Genomic DNA, 17,040 nt, shown 5'->3' with positions numbered 1-17,040 from the left:
AGACCGGGTTCACGCGCGGGCAGCCGCCCTCAACGCGCGCAGATTGTCGTCGACCGTTCGGATGACATCTTCCGCCGTCGTGTCTCCCGGCCGTCGACTGACCTTCAGCCCGAGTCGCTCGACCTGACCGGCGGAGGCGAGCGCGGCGGCGGCATGGGCCGCATCCAACAGCGAACCGGATGCGGGATCCGCTGCCGCGAGCGGCAGGTGCCCGTCCGTCCAGGCTGGGCCATAGGGGCCGTCGATCGCTGCCGACCCCGAGAACGTCAGCCCGGCGAGCCGACCGGTCGCCGCCGCATCCGCGATCTGCCCGGTCACCGCGTCGGCGTCGCGCGTCTCGATCACCGAGCGACCCCAGTTCAGCCAGAGCGCCAGCGGAGCGTCGACCGAGAGCATCGCGCCGAGCTCGTCGTCCAGCGTCAGGAAGCCCTTCTCCCACGGGTGACCCGGCACCGCGGCGTCGCAGTGCTCGATGACGAGCCGCGCTCCCGCCCAGTCCCATCCGGTGATCTCGGCGAGCGATGCCGCCAGATGCGCTCGATCTCCTCCCCCTGCGGAGCGGTGTGGAGCGCGACCAGAGCGACCGACGCATCGGTGTCGTGGTCGATCCGCCGCACGTCTCGGGCGACTGCGCGCAGGTCGGCGATGGCGGCGCTACGCCCGTCCTCATCCGGGGAGGCGATGCCGTAGCGGGCGTCGGCCGCACACCGCTTCATCACCCATGGCAGCGGGGTCACCGCGAGCTCGGCCGCGGCAGGCACGTGGCGCAGGAACCACCCCGGATCATGAGGGTGCAGGCCCCGATCCACGGCACCTCGAGCCCTACGACATCGGGCAGCGCGCAGAGCGCGGGCAGGAGTTCGGCCTCGAGATCGGGATCCCAGGTCGCGTGCGCGGGAGACACCGCGTAGGAGCTGACCAGCAGCGGTGCGAGCGGCTCGTTCATGACACCAGGTGGCGGTGCGCCTGAGTGTGCCGGTAGTACTCGGCGAGCGCGAGCCGCGACGCGGCCGCGTCATCGACGAGCACGGTGACGCGTCGGTGGTGTTGCAGGATCGTCGCGGGCCATCGGGCCGACACCGCCCCTTCGACGAGCTGCGCGACGGCCTCTGCCTTCGCCTCACCGGTCGCGACGAGCACGATGCGTCGCGCGTCCATGATCGTGCCGAGCCCCTGCGTGAGGCAGTGATACGGCACCGCGTCGACGTCGCCGCCGAAGAAACGGGCGTTGTCTTCACGGGTCTGTGCGGTGAGCGTCTTCACTCGGGTCCTCGACGCCAGCGACGAGCCGGGCTCGTTGAACGCGATATGCCCGTCCGTGCCGATGCCCAGGATCTGCAGGTCGACACCGCCGGCATCGCGGATCGACTTCTCGTAGCCGGCACACGCCGCGTCGAGATCAGCGGCGTCACCGTCCGGCCCGCGCACCGCGCCGGGGGCGAGATCCACGCGCGAGACGAAGTCCTCGTCGATCACCGTGCTGTAGCGGCACGGATGTCCCAGGGGCAGTCCGACATACTCGTCGAGCATGAACCCCCGAGCGCGCGCGAGGAGAGCTCCCCGCGCTCGACGCGCTCGGCGACCGCGTCATAGATGCGCAGCGGACTCGATCCCGTCGCGAGGCCGAGCACGGCATCCGGCCGAGCTGCGATCAGGGCGGCGATATCGTCGGCGACGATCTCGCCGATCTGGGCTTCGGGTGCGATGACGACGTCCATCAGCTCTCCTCGGTGAGTGCGGCGACGAACCATGACGTGATGGTCGCCGGGTGGGTGATCGCGGTGCCGACGCACACGGCGAACGCCCCGGCGGCGGCCGCTGCAGCCGCCTGCGCAGGCGAGTGGATCCGCCCCTCCGCCATGATCGGGGTGCTGCAGCGGGCGGCGAGGAGCGAGATCAGCTCGAGATCCGGCCCCTCGGTCTTCGGGCGCTCGGCCGTGTAGCCCGAGAGCGTCGTGCCGAGGATGTCGACGCCGGCCCGCTCGGCCGCCAGGGCGTCGTCGAGCGAGCCGCAGTCGGCCATGATCAGGGCGTCCGTGTGCTCGCGGAGCGCCGCGACCGTCTCGGCGAGGCTCTTGCCGTCCGGCCTGGGCCTGCGGGTCCCGTCGATCGCGACGATGTCGGCACCTGCGTCAGCGACCGCCTTGGCGTGCTCGAGCGTCGGGGTGATGAAGACGTCGGCGTCGCCGTCCTTCCAGAGCCCGATCACCGGCACGGTCATCCCGGCGACGGCTCTGATGTCGTCGAGGCCCTGCACCCGGATGCCGGCGGCTCCGCCGACGACCGCCGCCTGCGCGACCTGCGCCATGGTGCGGGGATCGCGCATCGCCTCGCCGGGGTAGGCCTGGCACGAGACGATGAGGCCCCCTCGCAGCCGGTCGAGGATGTCGATGGATGTCATATCGCCCTCCAGGCGGATGCTGCGGCGCCCCGCAGGGGCGCGTCGTCACCGAGCGCGCCCGGCAGGATCGGAGTGGACTGCAGTGCATCGATGGCGTCGTCCGCGTACGCGCTCAGCATCGGCGTCCACCATGCGTCGCCGATCTTCGGCACTCCCCGGTGATCACAATGCGCTCCGGGTCGAGGATGGTCGCGGCGCCGGCGAGCGCGCGCCCGACGGCAGCGGCGGACTCTCCGATTGCACGGATGGCGATCGGGTCGCCGTCGGCTGCGGCGGCTGCGACCCCGCGGGCGTCGATGATGTGCGGATCCCCGCCCAGCCACCGGAAGTGCGCGTGCAGACCGATGCCGGAGCCGATGGCCTCGAGATGCCCCATGCGACCGCAGGGGCAGCGCAGATGCTCGGCCCCCGGGGTCGGCAGGTGGGCGATCTCGCCGGCGACGTGGTGTGCGCCGCGCACGGCGCTGCCGTCGAGGATGAGCCCCGCCCCGACACCGGTTCCCACGGCGACGACGAGCACGCTGGCCGCACCGGCCGCCGCCCCGTGCCGGTACTCGCCCTCGGCATGCGCGTCGACGTCGTTCTGCACGACGACCGGGGCGCGGGGCACCAGCAGGTCGCCCAGCGCCTCGCGCACCAGCTCGGCGACGGGGGTGCCCGGCCAGTCGGCGAAGGTGTCGGTCGCCGAGACGATCGTGCCGGTGACGGCGTTCACGACCCCGGCCGCGCCGATCCCGACGCCCGAGAGACGCGCGGGTGATCCGTCGAGAAGTCTCTGCGCCAGACCGGCGACGGTCGAGACGACCGCCGCCGGTCCTTCCGCTGCTCGCGTGGGCGCCGTCTCGGTGCACAGCAGCATGTCGCCACGATCGGCGAGGGCCGCCGACGTCTTCGTGCCGCCGATGTCCACCGCCAGCACCACCTCGCGCGACTCCGCTGATCCGACATGATGCGCTGATCCGACATGATGCGCTGGCACGAGACGATGCGCCATCAGGAGACGACGACCGGCAGCATCCCCTGCTCCGAGAGGATCTGACGGATGCGCGTGACGGTGTCGGCATCGAGCGACTGCACGGTGTCGGCCATCGTCGCGTGGTCGATGATGCCGCGGGCGTGCATGGCGGCCTTGAACGCGCCCACTCCGGTCGCGTCACCCGAGAGGCCCTGCGGTGCGAAGACGATGTCGAACGCGCGGTTGATGCGCTCCTGCTCGGTGCGCGCCTCTGTCCAGTCGCCGCGCTGCGTGGCATCCCACAGCCTGACGTAGCCCGCGGCCTCGACGTTCGCGAAGCCCGGCACCACGCCGTCGGCTCCGGCCAGCGCCATCGCGTCGACGACGACCTCATGACCGGTGAGCAGCTGCAGTGGACGCCCGGCGGCGTCGTTCGCGGCGATCAGACGGCGGAACGAGACGTCATCGCCCGAGGAGTCCTTGACCCCGTGGATGACTCCCTCGGCGCCGAGTCGCACGAGCAGGTCGATGCCGAGCTTGGAGTGCACCCGCACGGGCACGTCGTACGCCCACAGCGGCACGTCTATCGCCGCGGCGATCGCCCGGAAGTGATCGGCGACCTCTGCGGCGGAATTCAGAGTGTAGAGCGGTGCCGTCGTGACGATCGCCCTTGCCCCGGCCGCCACCAGACGACGCGCGGTCTCGATGATGCGGGGAGCAGTCAGCTCGATCGCACCGGCGATGATCGGCACCCGATCGGCGTTCACCCTGACGATCGTGGTGAGCAGCTCGACGCGCTGGTCGTCGGTGAAGTAGGCGGTCTCGCCCGTCGACCCGAGCGCGAACAGACCCGAGACACCCTCGGCGATCAGTCGCTCGACGAGACGCTCGAGCGAGACGTGGTCGATCGTGCCGTCGGGCAGCAGCGGGGTGGCGACGGGCGGGATGACACCGGTGAAGGTGACGGAGGAGGATGCAGCAGTCATTGTGTTCCGGTCGTTTCAGTTGGTCGGTTCGAGCAGCGAGGGCGCGGCGCCCAGCAGCGTTCTGGTGTAGTCGTCGGAGGGCGCCTCGAACACGCGGGCGGCATCGCCGAACTCGACGACCCTCCCCGGTTCATCACGGCGATCTCGTCTGAGAGGTAGCGGACGGTCTGGATGTCGTGCGATATGAAGACCATGCCGAGCCCGAGCTGCTCCTTCAGGTCGGTGAGGAGGTTGAGGATCTGAGCGCGCACCGAGACATCGAGCGCCGAGGTGGGTTCGTCGGCGACGATGACCTGCGGATCCAGCACCAGTGCCCGGGCGATGGCGACACGCTGACGCTGACCACCCGAGAGCTGGCTGGGCAGTGCCTCGAGTGCCGAGGCCGGGAGCCCCACGAGTCCGATCAGATCGCGTACCTTGCGGTCACGGCTCGAGGTCGTGCCGATCCGGTGCACCTGCATCGGGTCCAGCAGCGCATCGCGCACGGTCATCCGAGCGTTCAGGGCCGTCGCCGGGTCTTGGAACACGACCGACAGGATGCGGCCGAGCCGTCGGCGCACCGCCGGGGTGAACGACGTCACGGTCTCGCCGTCGAAGACGACCCGGCCGCTCGTGGGCTTCTCGAGGCCGACCAGCACCTTGGCGGAAGTGGACTTGCCCGAGCCCGACTCCCCCACGATCCCCAGGGTCTGCCCCCGCTTCACGGTGAGCGAGACACCGGCGAGGGCGTCGACGTACTTCGGCCGGAACAGCGACGACGCACGTGTCTTGTAGCGGACGTGCACGTCCTCGAGCTCGATGACGGCGTCGTTCATCGTCCTGCTCCGATCGCGTCGATGGGCGCATCGTCGGGATGCGCGGCGTAGTAATGGTCGGTTCCCTCGATCCGTCGACTCACCGGCTCGACCCCCGCATAGCGGGTCGGGTCGGACGAGCGAGGAGCGAAGCGGTCGCCGGCGGGGAAGTCGCGCGGAGACGGGACGACGCCGGAGACCTGGTGGAGCCTGTCGGACCCCGCCTCGATCGACAGCACGGCGCCGAGGAGACCCTGCGTGTACTCGTGCACCGGCTGCGTCAGGATCTCTCGGGTCGTGCCCTGCTCGACGACCTGCCCCGCGTACATCACCGTGATGCGGTGGGTGAGCTCGGCGACGAGCGCGAGGTCATGCGACACGAAGACCAGGGCGAAGCCGAGCTCGCGCTGCAGCCGCATCAGCAGCTCGACGACCTGCGCCTGCACCGTGACGTCGAGAGCCGTGGTCGGCTCGTCGGCGATCACGAGTCGCGGATCGCGGGTGAGCGCCATCGCGATCAGCACGCGCTGACGCTGACCGCCCGACAGCTCGTGCGGGTACGAGGCGAGCGTGCGCGCGGGGTCGAGACCCACCAGCTCGAGGAGGTCCTCGGCCGTGCGGGTGCCACCCCTCGAGGTGAGCTGCTTCATCTGCGAGCGGATGAGCATCGCCGGGTTCAGCGAGCTCAGCGCATCCTGGTAGATCATCGCGATGTCGTGCCCCCGGAGCGCATTGCGGCTCTTCGGCGTCATCTGCAGCAGATCCTCGCCGTCGAAGAGGATGCGCCCTCGGACGTCGGCCTTCGCGTCGAGCAGGCCCATGATCGCGAGCGACGTGATCGACTTGCCACAGCCCGACTCGCCGACCAGCGCCATGGTCTCGCCGGGACGCACCGTGAAGCTGACGCGGTCGACCACGTCGACGTCGCCGTGCCGCGGGAACGAGATGCAGAGGTCCTGCACATCGAGCAGCGGGGTGTCGTCGCCCGAGTAGACGAGACGATCGGCGCGGGCGAGCTCGCGCTGACGCAGACCGGCGAGGCGCTCGGCGAGTGGCACCGCGGGTGCGACCGGCACCAGCACGTCCGGTACGCCGCTCGGAACGGAGAGGTTGACCGCGGTGTCGACCGTGACGATCACATTCGTGTCGTCCGGGCCGGCGGCCGCCTCTTCGAGCTCGTGAGTCGACTCCTCGGTGTTGGCGGCATCCGCGCTGATCTTGCGTGCACGCGGCGACACCATCGCGTCGGTCATCCCCTCGGAGAGGATGTTGAGACACAGCACCGTGATCATGATGAGGATGCCGGGGAAGAACGTCGCCCACCACGCGCCGCTCATCAGCAGGTTGCGCCCGGCGGCGATGACGTTGCCCCATGACGGCTCGGGGTCGGGTACGCCGGCCTGCAGGAACGACAGCGACGCCTCGAAGACGATCGCATCGGCGACGAGCACGGTCGCGAAGACGAGCACCGGGGCCATCGCGTTGCGAGCGACGTGCTTGGCGATGATCCGCGGAGTGCCCGCCCCCATGACGCGCACGGCCGAGACGTAGTCCTCGCCGTACTGGTCGAGGATGTTCGCACGGATGATGCGAGTGAGCTGCGGCACGTAGAGGAAGGCGATCGTCAGCACGAGAACCGGCAGCGACTTGCCGAACACCGCCACGAACACCGCGGCGAGCGCGATGCCGGGGAAGGACATGACGACGTCCATCACCCGCATGAGCGTCTCGGAGATCCAGCGGGGCGCGGTCGCCGCGATGGTGCCGAACACACAGGCCGCGGCGAGGGCGACCAGTGTCGCACCGAGTCCGATCACCAGCGAGTACCGGGCGCCGTAGACCAGGCGAGAGAAGATGTCGCGACCCTGGCGGTCGGTGCCGAACCAGTGCTCGGCGCTCGGCGGCTGCACCGGGGCGCCGGAGGCCAGCGGATCGAACGGTGCGATCAGGGGTGCAGCGATCGCCGCCAGGGCGATCACCGCGAGCACCACGATGCAGATCAGGGAGCCGAGGGACAGCCCGCCGAAGCGGAGCCCCGGAAGCGAGAGTCGTTCAGTCAGTTTGCGTCGCATGTCACACCGCCCGGATTCGGGGATTGATGAGCACGTACAGGAGGTCGACGATGATGTTGATCACCACGAAGGCCAGTGACACTGCGAGAGTCACGCCCTGCACGAGATTGGGTTCGTTGTTGGTCACGCCGTTGAGGATCAGGGTGCCCATGCCGGGGATCGCGAAGATGATCTCGATCACCACCGCCCCGCCGATGAGGTAGCCGATGCGCAGGCCGAGCACGGTCACGGGCGTGATCAGGGCGTTGCGCAGCACGTTGCGACCGACGACGACGGTCCGCGGGATGCCGGCGCCGAGTGCCGTGCGCACGTAGTCACGGTCGAGCTCCTCGACCATCGAGGTGCGCACGACGCGGGAGAGCTGACCGATCACCGGAACGGCGAGCGCGATGGCCGGCAGCGCCATGCGGGCGAGCCACCCTGCCGGGTCGGCCCACGGATCGGGCAGGGGACCGGACGCGGGCAGCACGTTCAGCCCGAGGGTGAAGAGCTGGATGAGCAGGATCGCGAGCCAGAACGAGGGCGTCGACAGCGACGCCACCCCGATGATGCGGATGAGCTGGTCGGGCCAGCGGTCACGATAGACGGCGGCGAGGACGCCGATCACGAAGGCGACGATGACGGCGATGAGGAGGCCGAGGAAGGTCAGCGCCAGGGTGACGGGGAACGCGCGGACGACCTCGTCGATCACCGGAAGGCTGCGCGCCGAGTAGGTCCCGAGGTTGCCCTGCAGCAGGCCGAGCAGGAATGTGAAATACCGCACGAGCAGCGGCTGATCGAGGCCGTACTGCTCTCGGTACGCCTCGAGCGCCTCGGGGGATGCCGTCTCTCCGAGCGCGGTGCGCGCGGGGTCGACGGGGGAGAACGACATCACGAAGAACACGAGGAACGTGATGCCGAGGATCATGAACGGCAGCTGCAGCAGGCGTCGTCCGATGAGGCGGAGCGTGTTGGACACGTGCCGCTCCTTCCAGGTTCGGGGAGGTGTGGCGGGGGTGCGCTCGGGCGCGCACCCCCGCCGCGGGGGCCGGGGCTACTTCGCCGCCACGCCGACGTCGAGGAACGACAGGCCGGTGGTGGGGACGGGGGCGAATCCGACCAGCTCCTGGCTGCTCCATGCGGTGGGCAGCTTGCGGTGGAACAGCGGGTAGAGCACTGCCTGGTCGGAGAGCAGGTCGTACGCCTCGTCCCACGTGGCCTGCTGCTCGTCGCCCTGCTGCCGCACGGCGGAGTCGAGGAGCGTCCGCAGTTCGGCATACTCGGGCGAGTCGGCCCAGTTGGTGCGGGTCCGGGTCCAGACGTTCTCGCCGTACCACCAGTTCATCAGCAGGTCCGGGTCGACGCCGAAGACCGATGGGTCTCCGGGTGCGATCGCGACCGTGTAGTCACCGGAGTCGACCTTCTCGTACATGGCGGCCGACTGCCCGATGTCGAGCGTGGTGTCGATGCCGATGGCGTCGAGCGACTCCTTGATGAGCGGCGCGACCTCCTTCACCCAGCCGGTGTCGGTGGTGAGCAGCGTGATCGACAGGTCGTCGACGCCCGCTTCGTCCAGCAGCTCCTCGGCCTTCTCGGGGTCATAGCTGTAGACCGTCGAGGCCTCGTTGTAGTTCGGGTACGTCTCGGGCAGGAACGAGGTCGCGGGGGTCGCGTTGCCGAGCATCCCGGTCTCGATGATCTTGTCCATGTCGAGGGCGTAGTGCATCGCCTGGCGCACGCGTACGTCGTCGAAGGGCGCTGCCTTCGTGTTGAACATCATGAACAGCAGCCCGAAGGATTGCACGCTCTCGACGTCAGCCGCGGATGCCAGGGAGTCGACGTCGATGTACGGCACGTCCTCCATGGCTTGAATCGTGCCCGTCGACATCGCCGTGACTCGGGCGGAGGCGTCGGACAGCAGGTTCCAGTTCATGCCCGCAGCGCGTGCCGGGTGCGGGCCGTTGTAGTCGTCGTAGCGCTCGAAGACGAGCTTGTCCTCGGGCACGGCGGAGACGAGCGAGTACGGGCCCGAGCCGACGGGGTTCGCTCCGAAGCCCTCGGGATCTGCCTCGACGACCGCCTTCGGAACGATCTTGACGACGCCGAGTCGCTCATTGATGAGCGAGAACGGGTAGTCGGTGGTGATCTGCACCGTGTCCTCGTCGGCGGCGGTGACGGTGTCGACGAAGTCGATGAAGGTGCGGAACAGTGAGTTGTTGTCGGGGTTCAGCACCCGCTCGTAGCTGAAGACGACATCCTCGGCAGTGACGGGGTCGCCGTTCTGGAACGTCGCTCCTTCGCGCAGATCGATCTCGTACGTGGTGTCGTCGACCTGGGTCGGGAGGTCCGCGGCCAGCGCGGGCGCCGCCTCCTGCGTGACGGGGTCGAGGTCGACCAGGCCTTCGAAGACATGCCAGTTCGCCGAGACCGTGACGGCGCCGGAGGCCACCATCGGGTCGAAGCTGCCGTTCAGCGTGTACGAGATGCCCGCTTCGATGATCGCGTCCGCGTCGATGTCGCCGGCGGATGCGCTCTCGTCGGCTGCCGGGGTCGCGCCGGCCGCGCAGCCGGCGAGGACGACCGACGCGGCGACGGTGCCGGCGATCAGTGTCGTGAATCGACCCGCACGGCGGCGGGTGACGTGTCGGTTCATGTGTGCTCCAGGGTGGGTGGGGGACATCTTGAGGACATCTGATGTCTGATGTACTCTAAACACACGTTCGATCGAATCACAAGAGTGAGATGATCAGAGCGTTTGCGTCGGGACGAGAGGGAGACCAGATGAAGTCCACCACGAGTAGGGCATCGCGGATGCGGCGCTCGACGACGGCGGATCAGATCAAGCAGCTCATCATCGCCCGCGGGCTGACCCCCGGCGATCCACTCCCGACCGAGACCGAGCTCTGCGAAGAGCTCGATGTGTCGCGCTCGTCGGTAAGGAGGCGATCCGCACCCTGTCGACGCTCGACATCGTCGATGTCCGGCACGGCCACGGCACCTACGTCGGCGCGATGTCGCTGGATCCGATGGTCGAGGCGCTGGTCTTCCGAGGGGTCCTCTCACCCGAAGGATCCCTCCAGTCTCTGCGCGAGGTGGTCGAGGTGCGCCTGGCTCTCGACCTCTCGATGGCCGAGCGCGTCGTCGCGGCCGCCCAGGTCGACGAGGGTGGAGAGCTCGATGAGCTCGTCGCCGAGATGGTCGACAAGGCGAGCCGAGGCGAGCACTTCCTCGAGGCCGACCGCCTGTTCCACACCAAGCTCTTCGACGCGATCGGCAACCGTCTCGTCGGCCAGCTCGTCGGCGCCTTCTGGGATGTGCACACGGCCGTACTGCCCCAGCTCGACATCGATCAGCCCGATGACATCCACCAGACTGCGGTCGCGCACGGCGACATGCTCGCCGCCGTCCGAGCAGGCGACGTCGACGCGTATCGCGAGGCGGTGATCGAGCACTACCGTCCGCTGCAGCGCGTGCTCGCACAGGCCGGCGCTGCGCGCGCCTGAACCCAGAGCCACGGCGCGCTCGCGGAGCTACGGGGACGGAGGAGCGCCTCTCACGCGAAGTCGAGCTCGCCGCGCACGATCGAGTCGCCCGAGTGCGCAGGATCGCCGTCGACCGGCTCGAATGAGATGTCGACCAGGCGGTACTCGTCGAGGTCCACACTGTCGGGGACGCGGAACGTGCCCGACGAGTCGTCGAGCACCCCGAGGCTGATCAGCGCCTGTCCGTCCTCGCGGATCAGCCACACCTCGCGGTAGTCGCCGGCGACGAGCTCGTCGCCGTCGAGGGTCACCGTCAACGTGCGCCGGCCGTCGCCGTCGTCGTCGATCCGGGCCTGTCCCTCCGCATCGGGGTGGTCGGGGAACGCGGCGAGCTCGGCCGAGGCGATCACGGCAGAGGAGGGCGTGAGGGTGCGGGCGATCCAGACTCCGGCGCCGATCGCGACGACGAGCGCCATCGACGCGGCGAGGATCCACATGGTGGCCGACGAGCGGCGGCGTGGACGGACACGAGCCCGGTGTCGCGGCGCAGCCGCTTCCGCAGCATCCGCCTCAGTCGCTGTCGCCGGACCGGCCGCCGAGACCGGTGCCGATGCAGCCGGTGCCGATGCGGACTCCGATTCCGGCGGGTGGACGTCGGATGCCGGGTCGGCAGCGACCGCCGAGGTCAGCCCGAGTTCGCCGTGGATCCTCGACCAGACGTCGGCGGGCGGGGATTCCAGATCGCCCTCGACGACGCTGGAGCGCGCCACGAGCGCCACCCGCGACATCGCAGCGACCTCGGCGGCACAGTTCTCGCACTCGACGAGGTGTTCCATGTCGGCGTCGGATCCGGCCGGTTCGCCCATCGCGATCAGGGCGATCTTCTCGTCATCGAGATGTGACACGGTTCACCTCCAATCGGTCGCGCATGCGGGCAAGGCTTCGGCGGATATGGCTCTTCACGGTGCCGAGCGGCATCCCCATTCTGCGTGAGATCTCTTCGTGGGTCAGGTCATCGTAGAAGGCCAGTCGCATGACGGCCTGTGCATCCGGCGCGAGCTGCTGGAGCTCGCTCGAGAGCAGCAGCGTCTCGGACAGATCGATCGATTCGGAGACGAGGGCGTCGGGCGGAGTGAGTCGTTCCATCTCGGCCTGCAGCTGCTGCACCTTGGCGCGCGCCTCGAACGTGTCGGCGATCCGGCGCCGCGCGATCGTGATCAGCCACGTCGACAGTCGCGCCTTCGACGAGTCGTATCCGGCACGCGAGTTCCACGCCGACACGAAGGTGCGCTGGGTGACGTCCTCGGCATCCCCCCGATCGCCGAGCGAGCGCAGCGCCAGGGTGAAGACGACCGGCGACCACCGCCGGTAGAGCTCCGCGAGCGCCTGCTCGTCGCCCGCGACGAAGCGCCTGTCGAGCGCCGCTTCGGCTTCGGTGGTCTCATCCACCCGGAGTCTCCTCTCCATGGTGATCACCCCGCCTCATCGCGGGACCGCCACCGCGACCACGTTATCGCGGTAGTGCCCGGTCTGGCTGTCGAAAGGTCCGCCGCACGTGACCAGCACCAGGGCCGAGGGGCCACCACGCTGGAAGAGCTCGTCGGTCGGCAGTGCCGCCTTCTCGTAGTAGGTCAGCGACTGCACCACGAACTCGCGGCTGGTGCCGTCGGCCGCCGTGATGAGGATGGTCTCGCCGGCGGGCACGTCCCGCAGGCGAGCGAGCGGTCCGATCGGATAGTCGATCGCGTCGACGTGCGCTGCGATCAGAATCCGGCCGCTCGTGCTCGTGGCATCCGCTCCGTATCGATACCAGCCGGCGATGGCCGGGTCGACGGGCAGTTCCATCTGTCCGGAGTCGGCCACCCCGACGTCCGTCACCGGCATGTCGATGGCGAGCGACGGGATGGCCAGACCCACGGGAGCGACGGATGCGGTCGGGGTGGGGAGAGCACCCGGCCGCACGGCGACGTCTCTCGTGGGAGTGGGAGGGACGGGCGATGGAGTCGTGGGGGGCGACTCCGTGGAAGGAGGGAGATCCGCGCCCGCCCCTCCCGGTGTGCATGCCACGAGGCACGCCGCGGTGACCAGGGCGCCGAGCGTCATGATGACGCGGCGCAGACGGGCCGTCCGCAGCGTGCCTCGGAGCATCAGCGCACCGTCTGGCGGCGACGGACGATCAGGCCCGCACCCACGGCGGTCGCGATCGCGAGGGCGACGAGACCCGCCGAGAGGAGGGCGTTCGCCGAGGCATCCTGCTCAGCGAGGTAGCCCGCGGTGCCGGAGGGCACTCCGTCGGGGTTCGAGTGGAGTCCCGAGATCGTCTGTGCGGCGATCGCGAGGTTGCCGTCTTCGGCACTGCCCCACGCGTAGACGATCGTGTTGACGCCCTCTTCGATCGCGACGTCTGCCGGACCGATGACCGGGTCGGTCGTGCCGGTCAGAGCGACGGCGGCCGACACGGTGCCCGCGGGGAGGTCGAGCTTGGCCTCGTTCGGGTTCGTGAGGTTCTCGATCACGGGCGATCCGCCCGCGAGGATGTCGACTGCGGGCGCCGCGGCGGTGTGACGCACGGTGAGTCGCCCCTGGCCGGGAGCCGTCTGCGAGATGTCGTTGGTGAAGAGGTTGAGACCGGGTTCGCCCGCTTCGGTCAGGTGGGCCACGGCGGTGTAGTTCCCGCCTGCTTCGAGAGCGAGGGTCGCGGGGCCGAGGATGGGCGCGCTGGCGTCGGCGGCATCGGGAGCGGTGAGCGCCACCTCGTACGAACCGGCGGGCAGCTCGAGCGGTCCGGCGAGGTCTCCGGGCGCGAAGTCGTCGAGGGTGAGCTCGCCGTTCACGTACACGTCGACGGGGGTGTCGGGGATCGCGTGCAGCACCGAGAGCTGTGCGGCCTGGGTGGTGGCGGCGCCGGCCGGCATGGCCAGACCGAGAGCGGTGATCATTCCGACGGCGAGGCCGGCGGCGACTGTCTTGCGCATCTGTTCCTCCTGTACCCGGACCGCCCTGTGCGGCCCTTCATAGGAGTTGTTCTCCGGGAGCGCCGGGTTTGGATGCACCTGGATAAAGATTTCTCAGATCGCCGTGTCGATGTCCGTTCCGGCTATCCGAGCAGCCACTGCTGCAACGGGTACACGAAGTAGAGCAGCGAGAAGGCCTCGTAGAGCGCCCCGATGATGAGCAGCGCGAGGGCGGGCAGGCTCAGCCAGCCGATGTGCTGGAGTCCGCGCAGGTAGGCCGCGCGTCGATTCCGCGCACCGATCGCCTGTGGGCGAACCCAGTACCGGCCCAGCAGGAACGCGCCCAGCAGCAGGAGGATGTAGGCCTGCAGCTCGATCACGAGAGTCAGCGAATGCGGGATCAGCGCGACCCACCCCTCCGGCGTCGTCGGCACGAGGGTCACTCCGGTCGTCACCGACCAGACCGCGAACGTCGCGAGTCCGAGGAACGGCACGACGAGCGAGGGCAGCAGGATCGTGAGGGCGCCGAGCCGCAGGGTGTTGACCGCCAGGATCGTCAGCGCGAAGAGCCAGGGGCTGCTGAGCAGAGAGGTGACGAGGCTCGCTGTGCCGTCGTCCTCCAGCGCCTGGGCGCGGCCGGCGACCAGGTCGGGGAAGAGCAGCCCGAGGATGAAGCCGATCGCGAAGGTGCCGTAGGCGAGCGCATTGAGAAGCGCGTAGACGCGGAGGTTCGAGCGGATGATCTGGAAAGGCCTGCGGATGAGTGTCATGGGTGCTCCCGTCGATGGACTAACACGGTGTGTTAGTAAGGGACGCACGCCACGCTAACACACTGTGTCACCGGGGGTCGTGGAGAATGGGATGATGACCGCCGACCCGAGCATGCTGCCGACGAAGGACCGCATCCTGCACGCGGCACTCACGATGTTCGGCGAATCACGCGGCGCGAAGCTCAGCGTCCGCGCGGTCGCAGCGCGGGCTGGCGTGAGCACCGGGTCGTTGCGCTTCCATTTCCCGACGCAGCGGGCGCTGCTCGACGAGGTCCTCCGCGTGGTCTACGAGGTGATCGCACCGGACGACCCGATCCACGATGAGTCGCTGACCGCGAAGGAGCGGCTCCTCGCATGTCTGAGGCAGGTGCTCGCTCCGTCAGGCGTCGGGGCGCAGGCACGCGAGGCAGCCACGATCCTGCACCGGACCTTCATCGAACCCGAGCTCACGGACGAACTCCGTGATGCCTACCTGGCCATCGAGCGCGAAGGGCAGCGCAGGGTCGAGCACTGGCTGTCCGTCCTCGAAGACGAAGGCTCACTCCCGGCCGGAGACAACGCCACGCGCGCGCGTTTCCTCAACTCCGTCCTCGCCGGCCTCGCCCTCGAACGGGCGCTCCCCTCGGACGAATCGATCCTCGGATCCGAGACGAACACGCTCACGATGGCGGTCGATGCCGTGTTCCGCGACGACTAGCGAGGGCTCAGTCCGCCGCCGCCTTCGCCGCGCGCTTGGCCTCTTGGAAGACCCGGATCGCCTCGTACCGCTCGGCTGAGCGAGCCTGTCGCTTCTCGCGCTGCTCGTCGCGGTCCTTCGGGGGTGCGGTCGTGACGAGGTCATCGAGCAGATGTCGCACCGACTTCTCGATCTCAGCGACAGCACGGTCGAACACCTCCCTGTTGGCGCGGGAGGGGCGTTCGCACCCGAGATCTTGCGCACGAACTGCACTGCGGCCTCATGGCATTCGTCATCGGTGGCCGGTGGGGCGAGGTTGTTCAGAGGAACGATGTTGCGGCACATGCCTGCCAGGGTAGAGCGCTGAGCGCCGGAGTCAAGAGGCATCGGACCGACGACTTCCCCACCTATCCTTCCGAGCAGGCGCAGCCCCACCCGAAGGGGTGGTCAGCCGCGCACGATGGCCGCGAGCTCTACGCGTGACGCCGCCCCGGACTTGCGCAGCAGGTTCGACACGTGGAACTTCACCGTGTTCTCGCTCACGTTCAGCGTCTCGGCTATCTCGCGGTTGCGGCGCCCCGCCGACACCAGTCGCAACACATCGCGCTCTCGCGGGCTGGCGTCGATCGCATCCGGCAGATCGCCCGGCTCGGCCGGTGGATCGAGAGGAAGGCGGATGACGACCTCCGACCCCCATCCGGGTGTCGAGGCCACCGACAGGTCGCCTGACAGTGCAGAGACCTGCTCGGCGATCGGGCGAAGTGCGTCGTCGTGCGTCGTCAGGTCTCCTCGGCCGTCGTCGCGGATCGCGATCAGCAGGTTCAATCCGTCGCAGTCCCATTGGATGCGCACGCGTCGCGTCTCTCCGCGGTCGACGATCGCCAGCACGGTGCTTCTCACGATCGAGCGCGCAGAGTGGGCGATCACCCCGGGGAGCGCGCGACCGTTGGCCGGGGGCTCGACGAACTGCACGTCGAGTTCGCTGTATCGCACGAGCGGGCGCAGATCGCCGCGCAGACGCTCGAAGGCGCCCGTCACCGGCTCGAGTCCTGCTCCCTGCTCATCGTTGTGCGTCCGCAGTCCGACCAGTGCACCGGCCGCGACATCGACCGCGATCGTGCGTGCCGCCCGGTCGTCGAGCCGCTGCGAGCGCAGCGTCGCGAGCAGGGATTCGAGGGTGAGGGCGTAGCGGTCCCGCTGCTCGGCGAGGGCGAGCGCGTGGTCTGCGGCCAGTCGGCGTGATCCCGCCGGCCCAGCATGCTCTTCGATGCTCATGATCACCTACTCTATTCGTCCCTCTCCCTTCGGGTAGGTGGAACGGTCCCGAGGCGGGAGCGCCCGAAGGTCGCGCGATCGCAAGAGTGGAGACATGCCTCTCACCGCCACGATGTCGCCCGGCGCCGCCATCTCCCTCATCGCCAACGAGCTGCTCCGCGTCGCGGAGCGCACGAGCGTCGCGAACGCGCATCAGCTCATCGATCTGGCAGACCTCGTCGTAGATGCCCGGCGCGTCTTCGTGCTCGGAGCCGGCCGCTCAGGGCTCGCCCTGCGAATGACCGCGATGCGCCTCATGCACCTGGGACTCGACGTGCATGTGGTGGGCGACACCACCACTCCGGCAATCGAGGCCGACGACCTGCTGCTGACGGCGAGCGGGTCGGGAACGACGGAATCGATCGTGCGAGCCGCGCAGCGCGCCTCGTCGGTCGGGGCGCGCATCGGCGCGCTCACGACCGCAGCGACATCGCCCCTGTCAGAGCTCGCCGACGTCGTCGTGCGGGTGCCTGCCGCCCAGAAGCTGGACCGCACGGCCGACGCCTCGCACCAGTACGCGGCGAGCCTGTTCGAGCAGGCGGTCGTCGTCATCGGCGACGGGCTCTTCCACGCCCTCTGGCAGCGCCAGGGCACCAGCGCCGACGACCTCTGGCCGCGCCACGCGAACCTCGAATGAGCGGCTGCCGCCCCACCATC

General features: G+C 69.2%; 18 protein-coding genes and 4 pseudogenes. 4 read left to right on the top strand and 18 right to left on the bottom strand.

Annotated elements, in window-relative coordinates; translation table 11 throughout:
• Positions 1 to 9: 9 nt before the first annotated feature.
• From ACZZ93_RS12235 to ACZZ93_RS12185, 11 genes and pseudogenes are all read right to left on the bottom strand, one after another.
• Positions 10 to 761: pseudogene (locus tag ACZZ93_RS12235) on the bottom strand (DUF4862 family protein).
• Positions 734 to 946 carry a hypothetical protein gene (locus ACZZ93_RS12230; RefSeq protein ID WP_463511190.1) on the bottom strand — a complete coding sequence of 71 codons (213 nt, stop codon included), beginning with the start codon at positions 944 to 946 and terminating at the stop codon, positions 734 to 736. The pseudogene ACZZ93_RS12235 and the gene ACZZ93_RS12230 overlap by 28 nt, the downstream one beginning before the upstream one ends.
• Positions 943 to 1,718 (bottom strand): annotated as a pseudogene (nagB, locus tag ACZZ93_RS12225) (glucosamine-6-phosphate deaminase). The gene ACZZ93_RS12230 and the pseudogene nagB overlap by 4 nt, the downstream one beginning before the upstream one ends.
• A complete protein-coding gene (locus ACZZ93_RS12220) occupies positions 1,718 to 2,401 on the bottom strand; it encodes an N-acetylmannosamine-6-phosphate 2-epimerase (protein ID WP_400339082.1) in 684 nt (227 codons plus the stop codon). Before ACZZ93_RS12220 ends, nagB begins: the two are co-directional and overlap by 1 nt.
• A complete protein-coding gene (locus ACZZ93_RS12215; RefSeq protein WP_463511189.1) occupies positions 2,398 to 2,520 on the bottom strand; it encodes a hypothetical protein in 123 nt (40 codons plus the stop codon). Before ACZZ93_RS12215 ends, ACZZ93_RS12220 begins: the two co-directional genes overlap by 4 nt.
• On the bottom strand, positions 2,514 to 3,323 hold the full coding sequence (locus ACZZ93_RS12210; protein ID WP_463511188.1) for an ROK family protein: 810 nt from the start codon (positions 3,321 to 3,323) through the stop codon (positions 2,514 to 2,516). The genes ACZZ93_RS12215 and ACZZ93_RS12210 overlap by 7 nt, the downstream gene beginning before the upstream one ends.
• Positions 3,324 to 3,394: 71 nt before the next feature.
• Entirely contained in the window at positions 3,395 to 4,342 is a 948-nt protein-coding gene (locus ACZZ93_RS12205) for a dihydrodipicolinate synthase family protein (RefSeq protein WP_463511187.1), read from the bottom strand.
• Positions 4,339 to 5,157 carry an ABC transporter ATP-binding protein gene (locus ACZZ93_RS12200; protein ID WP_463511186.1) on the bottom strand — a complete coding sequence of 273 codons (819 nt, stop codon included), beginning with the start codon at positions 5,155 to 5,157 and terminating at the stop codon, positions 4,339 to 4,341. The genes ACZZ93_RS12205 and ACZZ93_RS12200 overlap by 4 nt, the downstream gene beginning before the upstream one ends.
• Positions 5,154 to 7,208, bottom strand: coding sequence for a dipeptide/oligopeptide/nickel ABC transporter permease/ATP-binding protein (locus ACZZ93_RS12195; RefSeq protein ID WP_463511185.1), 2,055 nt, complete (start codon positions 7,206 to 7,208; stop codon positions 5,154 to 5,156). The genes ACZZ93_RS12200 and ACZZ93_RS12195 overlap by 4 nt, the downstream gene beginning before the upstream one ends.
• Position 7,209: 1 nt before the next feature.
• Positions 7,210 to 8,166 (bottom strand): ABC transporter permease, encoded by a 957-nt coding sequence (locus ACZZ93_RS12190; protein WP_463511184.1) that lies wholly within the window; start codon positions 8,164 to 8,166, stop codon positions 7,210 to 7,212.
• Between the two features lie 75 nt (positions 8,167 to 8,241).
• The gene (locus ACZZ93_RS12185; protein ID WP_463511183.1) at positions 8,242 to 9,840 is read right to left on the bottom strand and encodes an ABC transporter substrate-binding protein; all 1,599 of its coding nucleotides are present in this window, start codon (positions 9,838 to 9,840) and stop codon (positions 8,242 to 8,244) included.
• An 89-nt stretch (positions 9,841 to 9,929) separates the two neighbouring features.
• Between ACZZ93_RS12185 and ACZZ93_RS12180 the strand changes: the two are divergent.
• Together ACZZ93_RS12180 and ACZZ93_RS12175 are read left to right on the top strand one after the other, a co-directional pair.
• A pseudogene (locus ACZZ93_RS12180) lies at positions 9,930 to 10,073 on the top strand (hypothetical protein); the annotation flags it as partial.
• A 125-nt stretch (positions 10,074 to 10,198) separates the two neighbouring features.
• Complete coding sequence (locus tag ACZZ93_RS12175; protein ID WP_463511182.1) at positions 10,199 to 10,690, top strand: FadR/GntR family transcriptional regulator; 492 nt, start codon at positions 10,199 to 10,201, stop codon at positions 10,688 to 10,690.
• Positions 10,691 to 10,740: 50 nt separating this feature from the next.
• Here the strand turns inward: ACZZ93_RS12175 and ACZZ93_RS12170 are convergent, their stop codons facing one another.
• The 5 genes from ACZZ93_RS12170 to ACZZ93_RS12150 form a co-directional block, all read right to left on the bottom strand.
• Complete coding sequence (locus tag ACZZ93_RS12170) at positions 10,741 to 11,574, bottom strand: anti-sigma factor (protein ID WP_463511181.1); 834 nt, start codon at positions 11,572 to 11,574, stop codon at positions 10,741 to 10,743.
• Positions 11,558 to 12,118: an RNA polymerase sigma factor gene (locus ACZZ93_RS12165; RefSeq protein WP_150115128.1), complete on the bottom strand. Its 561-nt coding sequence runs from the start codon at positions 12,116 to 12,118 to the stop codon at positions 11,558 to 11,560. Before ACZZ93_RS12165 ends, ACZZ93_RS12170 begins: the two co-directional genes overlap by 17 nt.
• A gap of 33 nt (positions 12,119 to 12,151) precedes the next feature.
• Entirely contained in the window at positions 12,152 to 12,817 is a 666-nt protein-coding gene (locus ACZZ93_RS12160; RefSeq protein WP_463511180.1) for a class F sortase, read from the bottom strand.
• Positions 12,817 to 13,644 carry a DUF4397 domain-containing protein gene (locus tag ACZZ93_RS12155; RefSeq protein ID WP_053098083.1) on the bottom strand — a complete coding sequence of 276 codons (828 nt, stop codon included), beginning with the start codon at positions 13,642 to 13,644 and terminating at the stop codon, positions 12,817 to 12,819. Before ACZZ93_RS12155 ends, ACZZ93_RS12160 begins: the two co-directional genes overlap by 1 nt.
• Positions 13,645 to 13,766: 122 nt before the next feature.
• The gene (locus ACZZ93_RS12150) at positions 13,767 to 14,393 is read right to left on the bottom strand and encodes a stage II sporulation protein M (RefSeq protein ID WP_157557453.1); all 627 of its coding nucleotides are present in this window, start codon (positions 14,391 to 14,393) and stop codon (positions 13,767 to 13,769) included.
• 94 nt (positions 14,394 to 14,487) lie between these two features.
• Here ACZZ93_RS12150 and ACZZ93_RS12145 point away from each other — a divergent pair, with 94 nt between their 5' ends.
• Positions 14,488 to 15,090 (top strand): TetR/AcrR family transcriptional regulator, encoded by a 603-nt coding sequence (locus ACZZ93_RS12145; RefSeq protein WP_400339104.1) that lies wholly within the window; start codon positions 14,488 to 14,490, stop codon positions 15,088 to 15,090.
• A 7-nt stretch (positions 15,091 to 15,097) separates the two neighbouring features.
• Here the strand turns inward: ACZZ93_RS12145 and ACZZ93_RS12140 are convergent.
• Together ACZZ93_RS12140 and ACZZ93_RS12135 are read right to left on the bottom strand one after the other, a co-directional pair.
• Positions 15,098 to 15,414, bottom strand: a pseudogene (locus tag ACZZ93_RS12140) (DUF2277 domain-containing protein).
• Between the two features lie 102 nt (positions 15,415 to 15,516).
• The gene (locus ACZZ93_RS12135; protein WP_463511179.1) at positions 15,517 to 16,344 is read right to left on the bottom strand and encodes a helix-turn-helix transcriptional regulator; all 828 of its coding nucleotides are present in this window, start codon (positions 16,342 to 16,344) and stop codon (positions 15,517 to 15,519) included.
• Between the two features lie 94 nt (positions 16,345 to 16,438).
• Here ACZZ93_RS12135 and hxlB point away from each other — a divergent pair, with 94 nt between their 5' ends.
• Entirely contained in the window at positions 16,439 to 17,020 is a 582-nt protein-coding gene (gene hxlB, locus ACZZ93_RS12130; protein WP_053098087.1) for a 6-phospho-3-hexuloisomerase, read from the top strand.
• Positions 17,021 to 17,040: the final 20 nt, after the last annotated feature.

It is taken from the genome of Microbacterium sp. AC026 (genome assembly GCF_979258475.1).
This window is presented reverse-complemented; position numbering and strand designations above follow the sequence as displayed.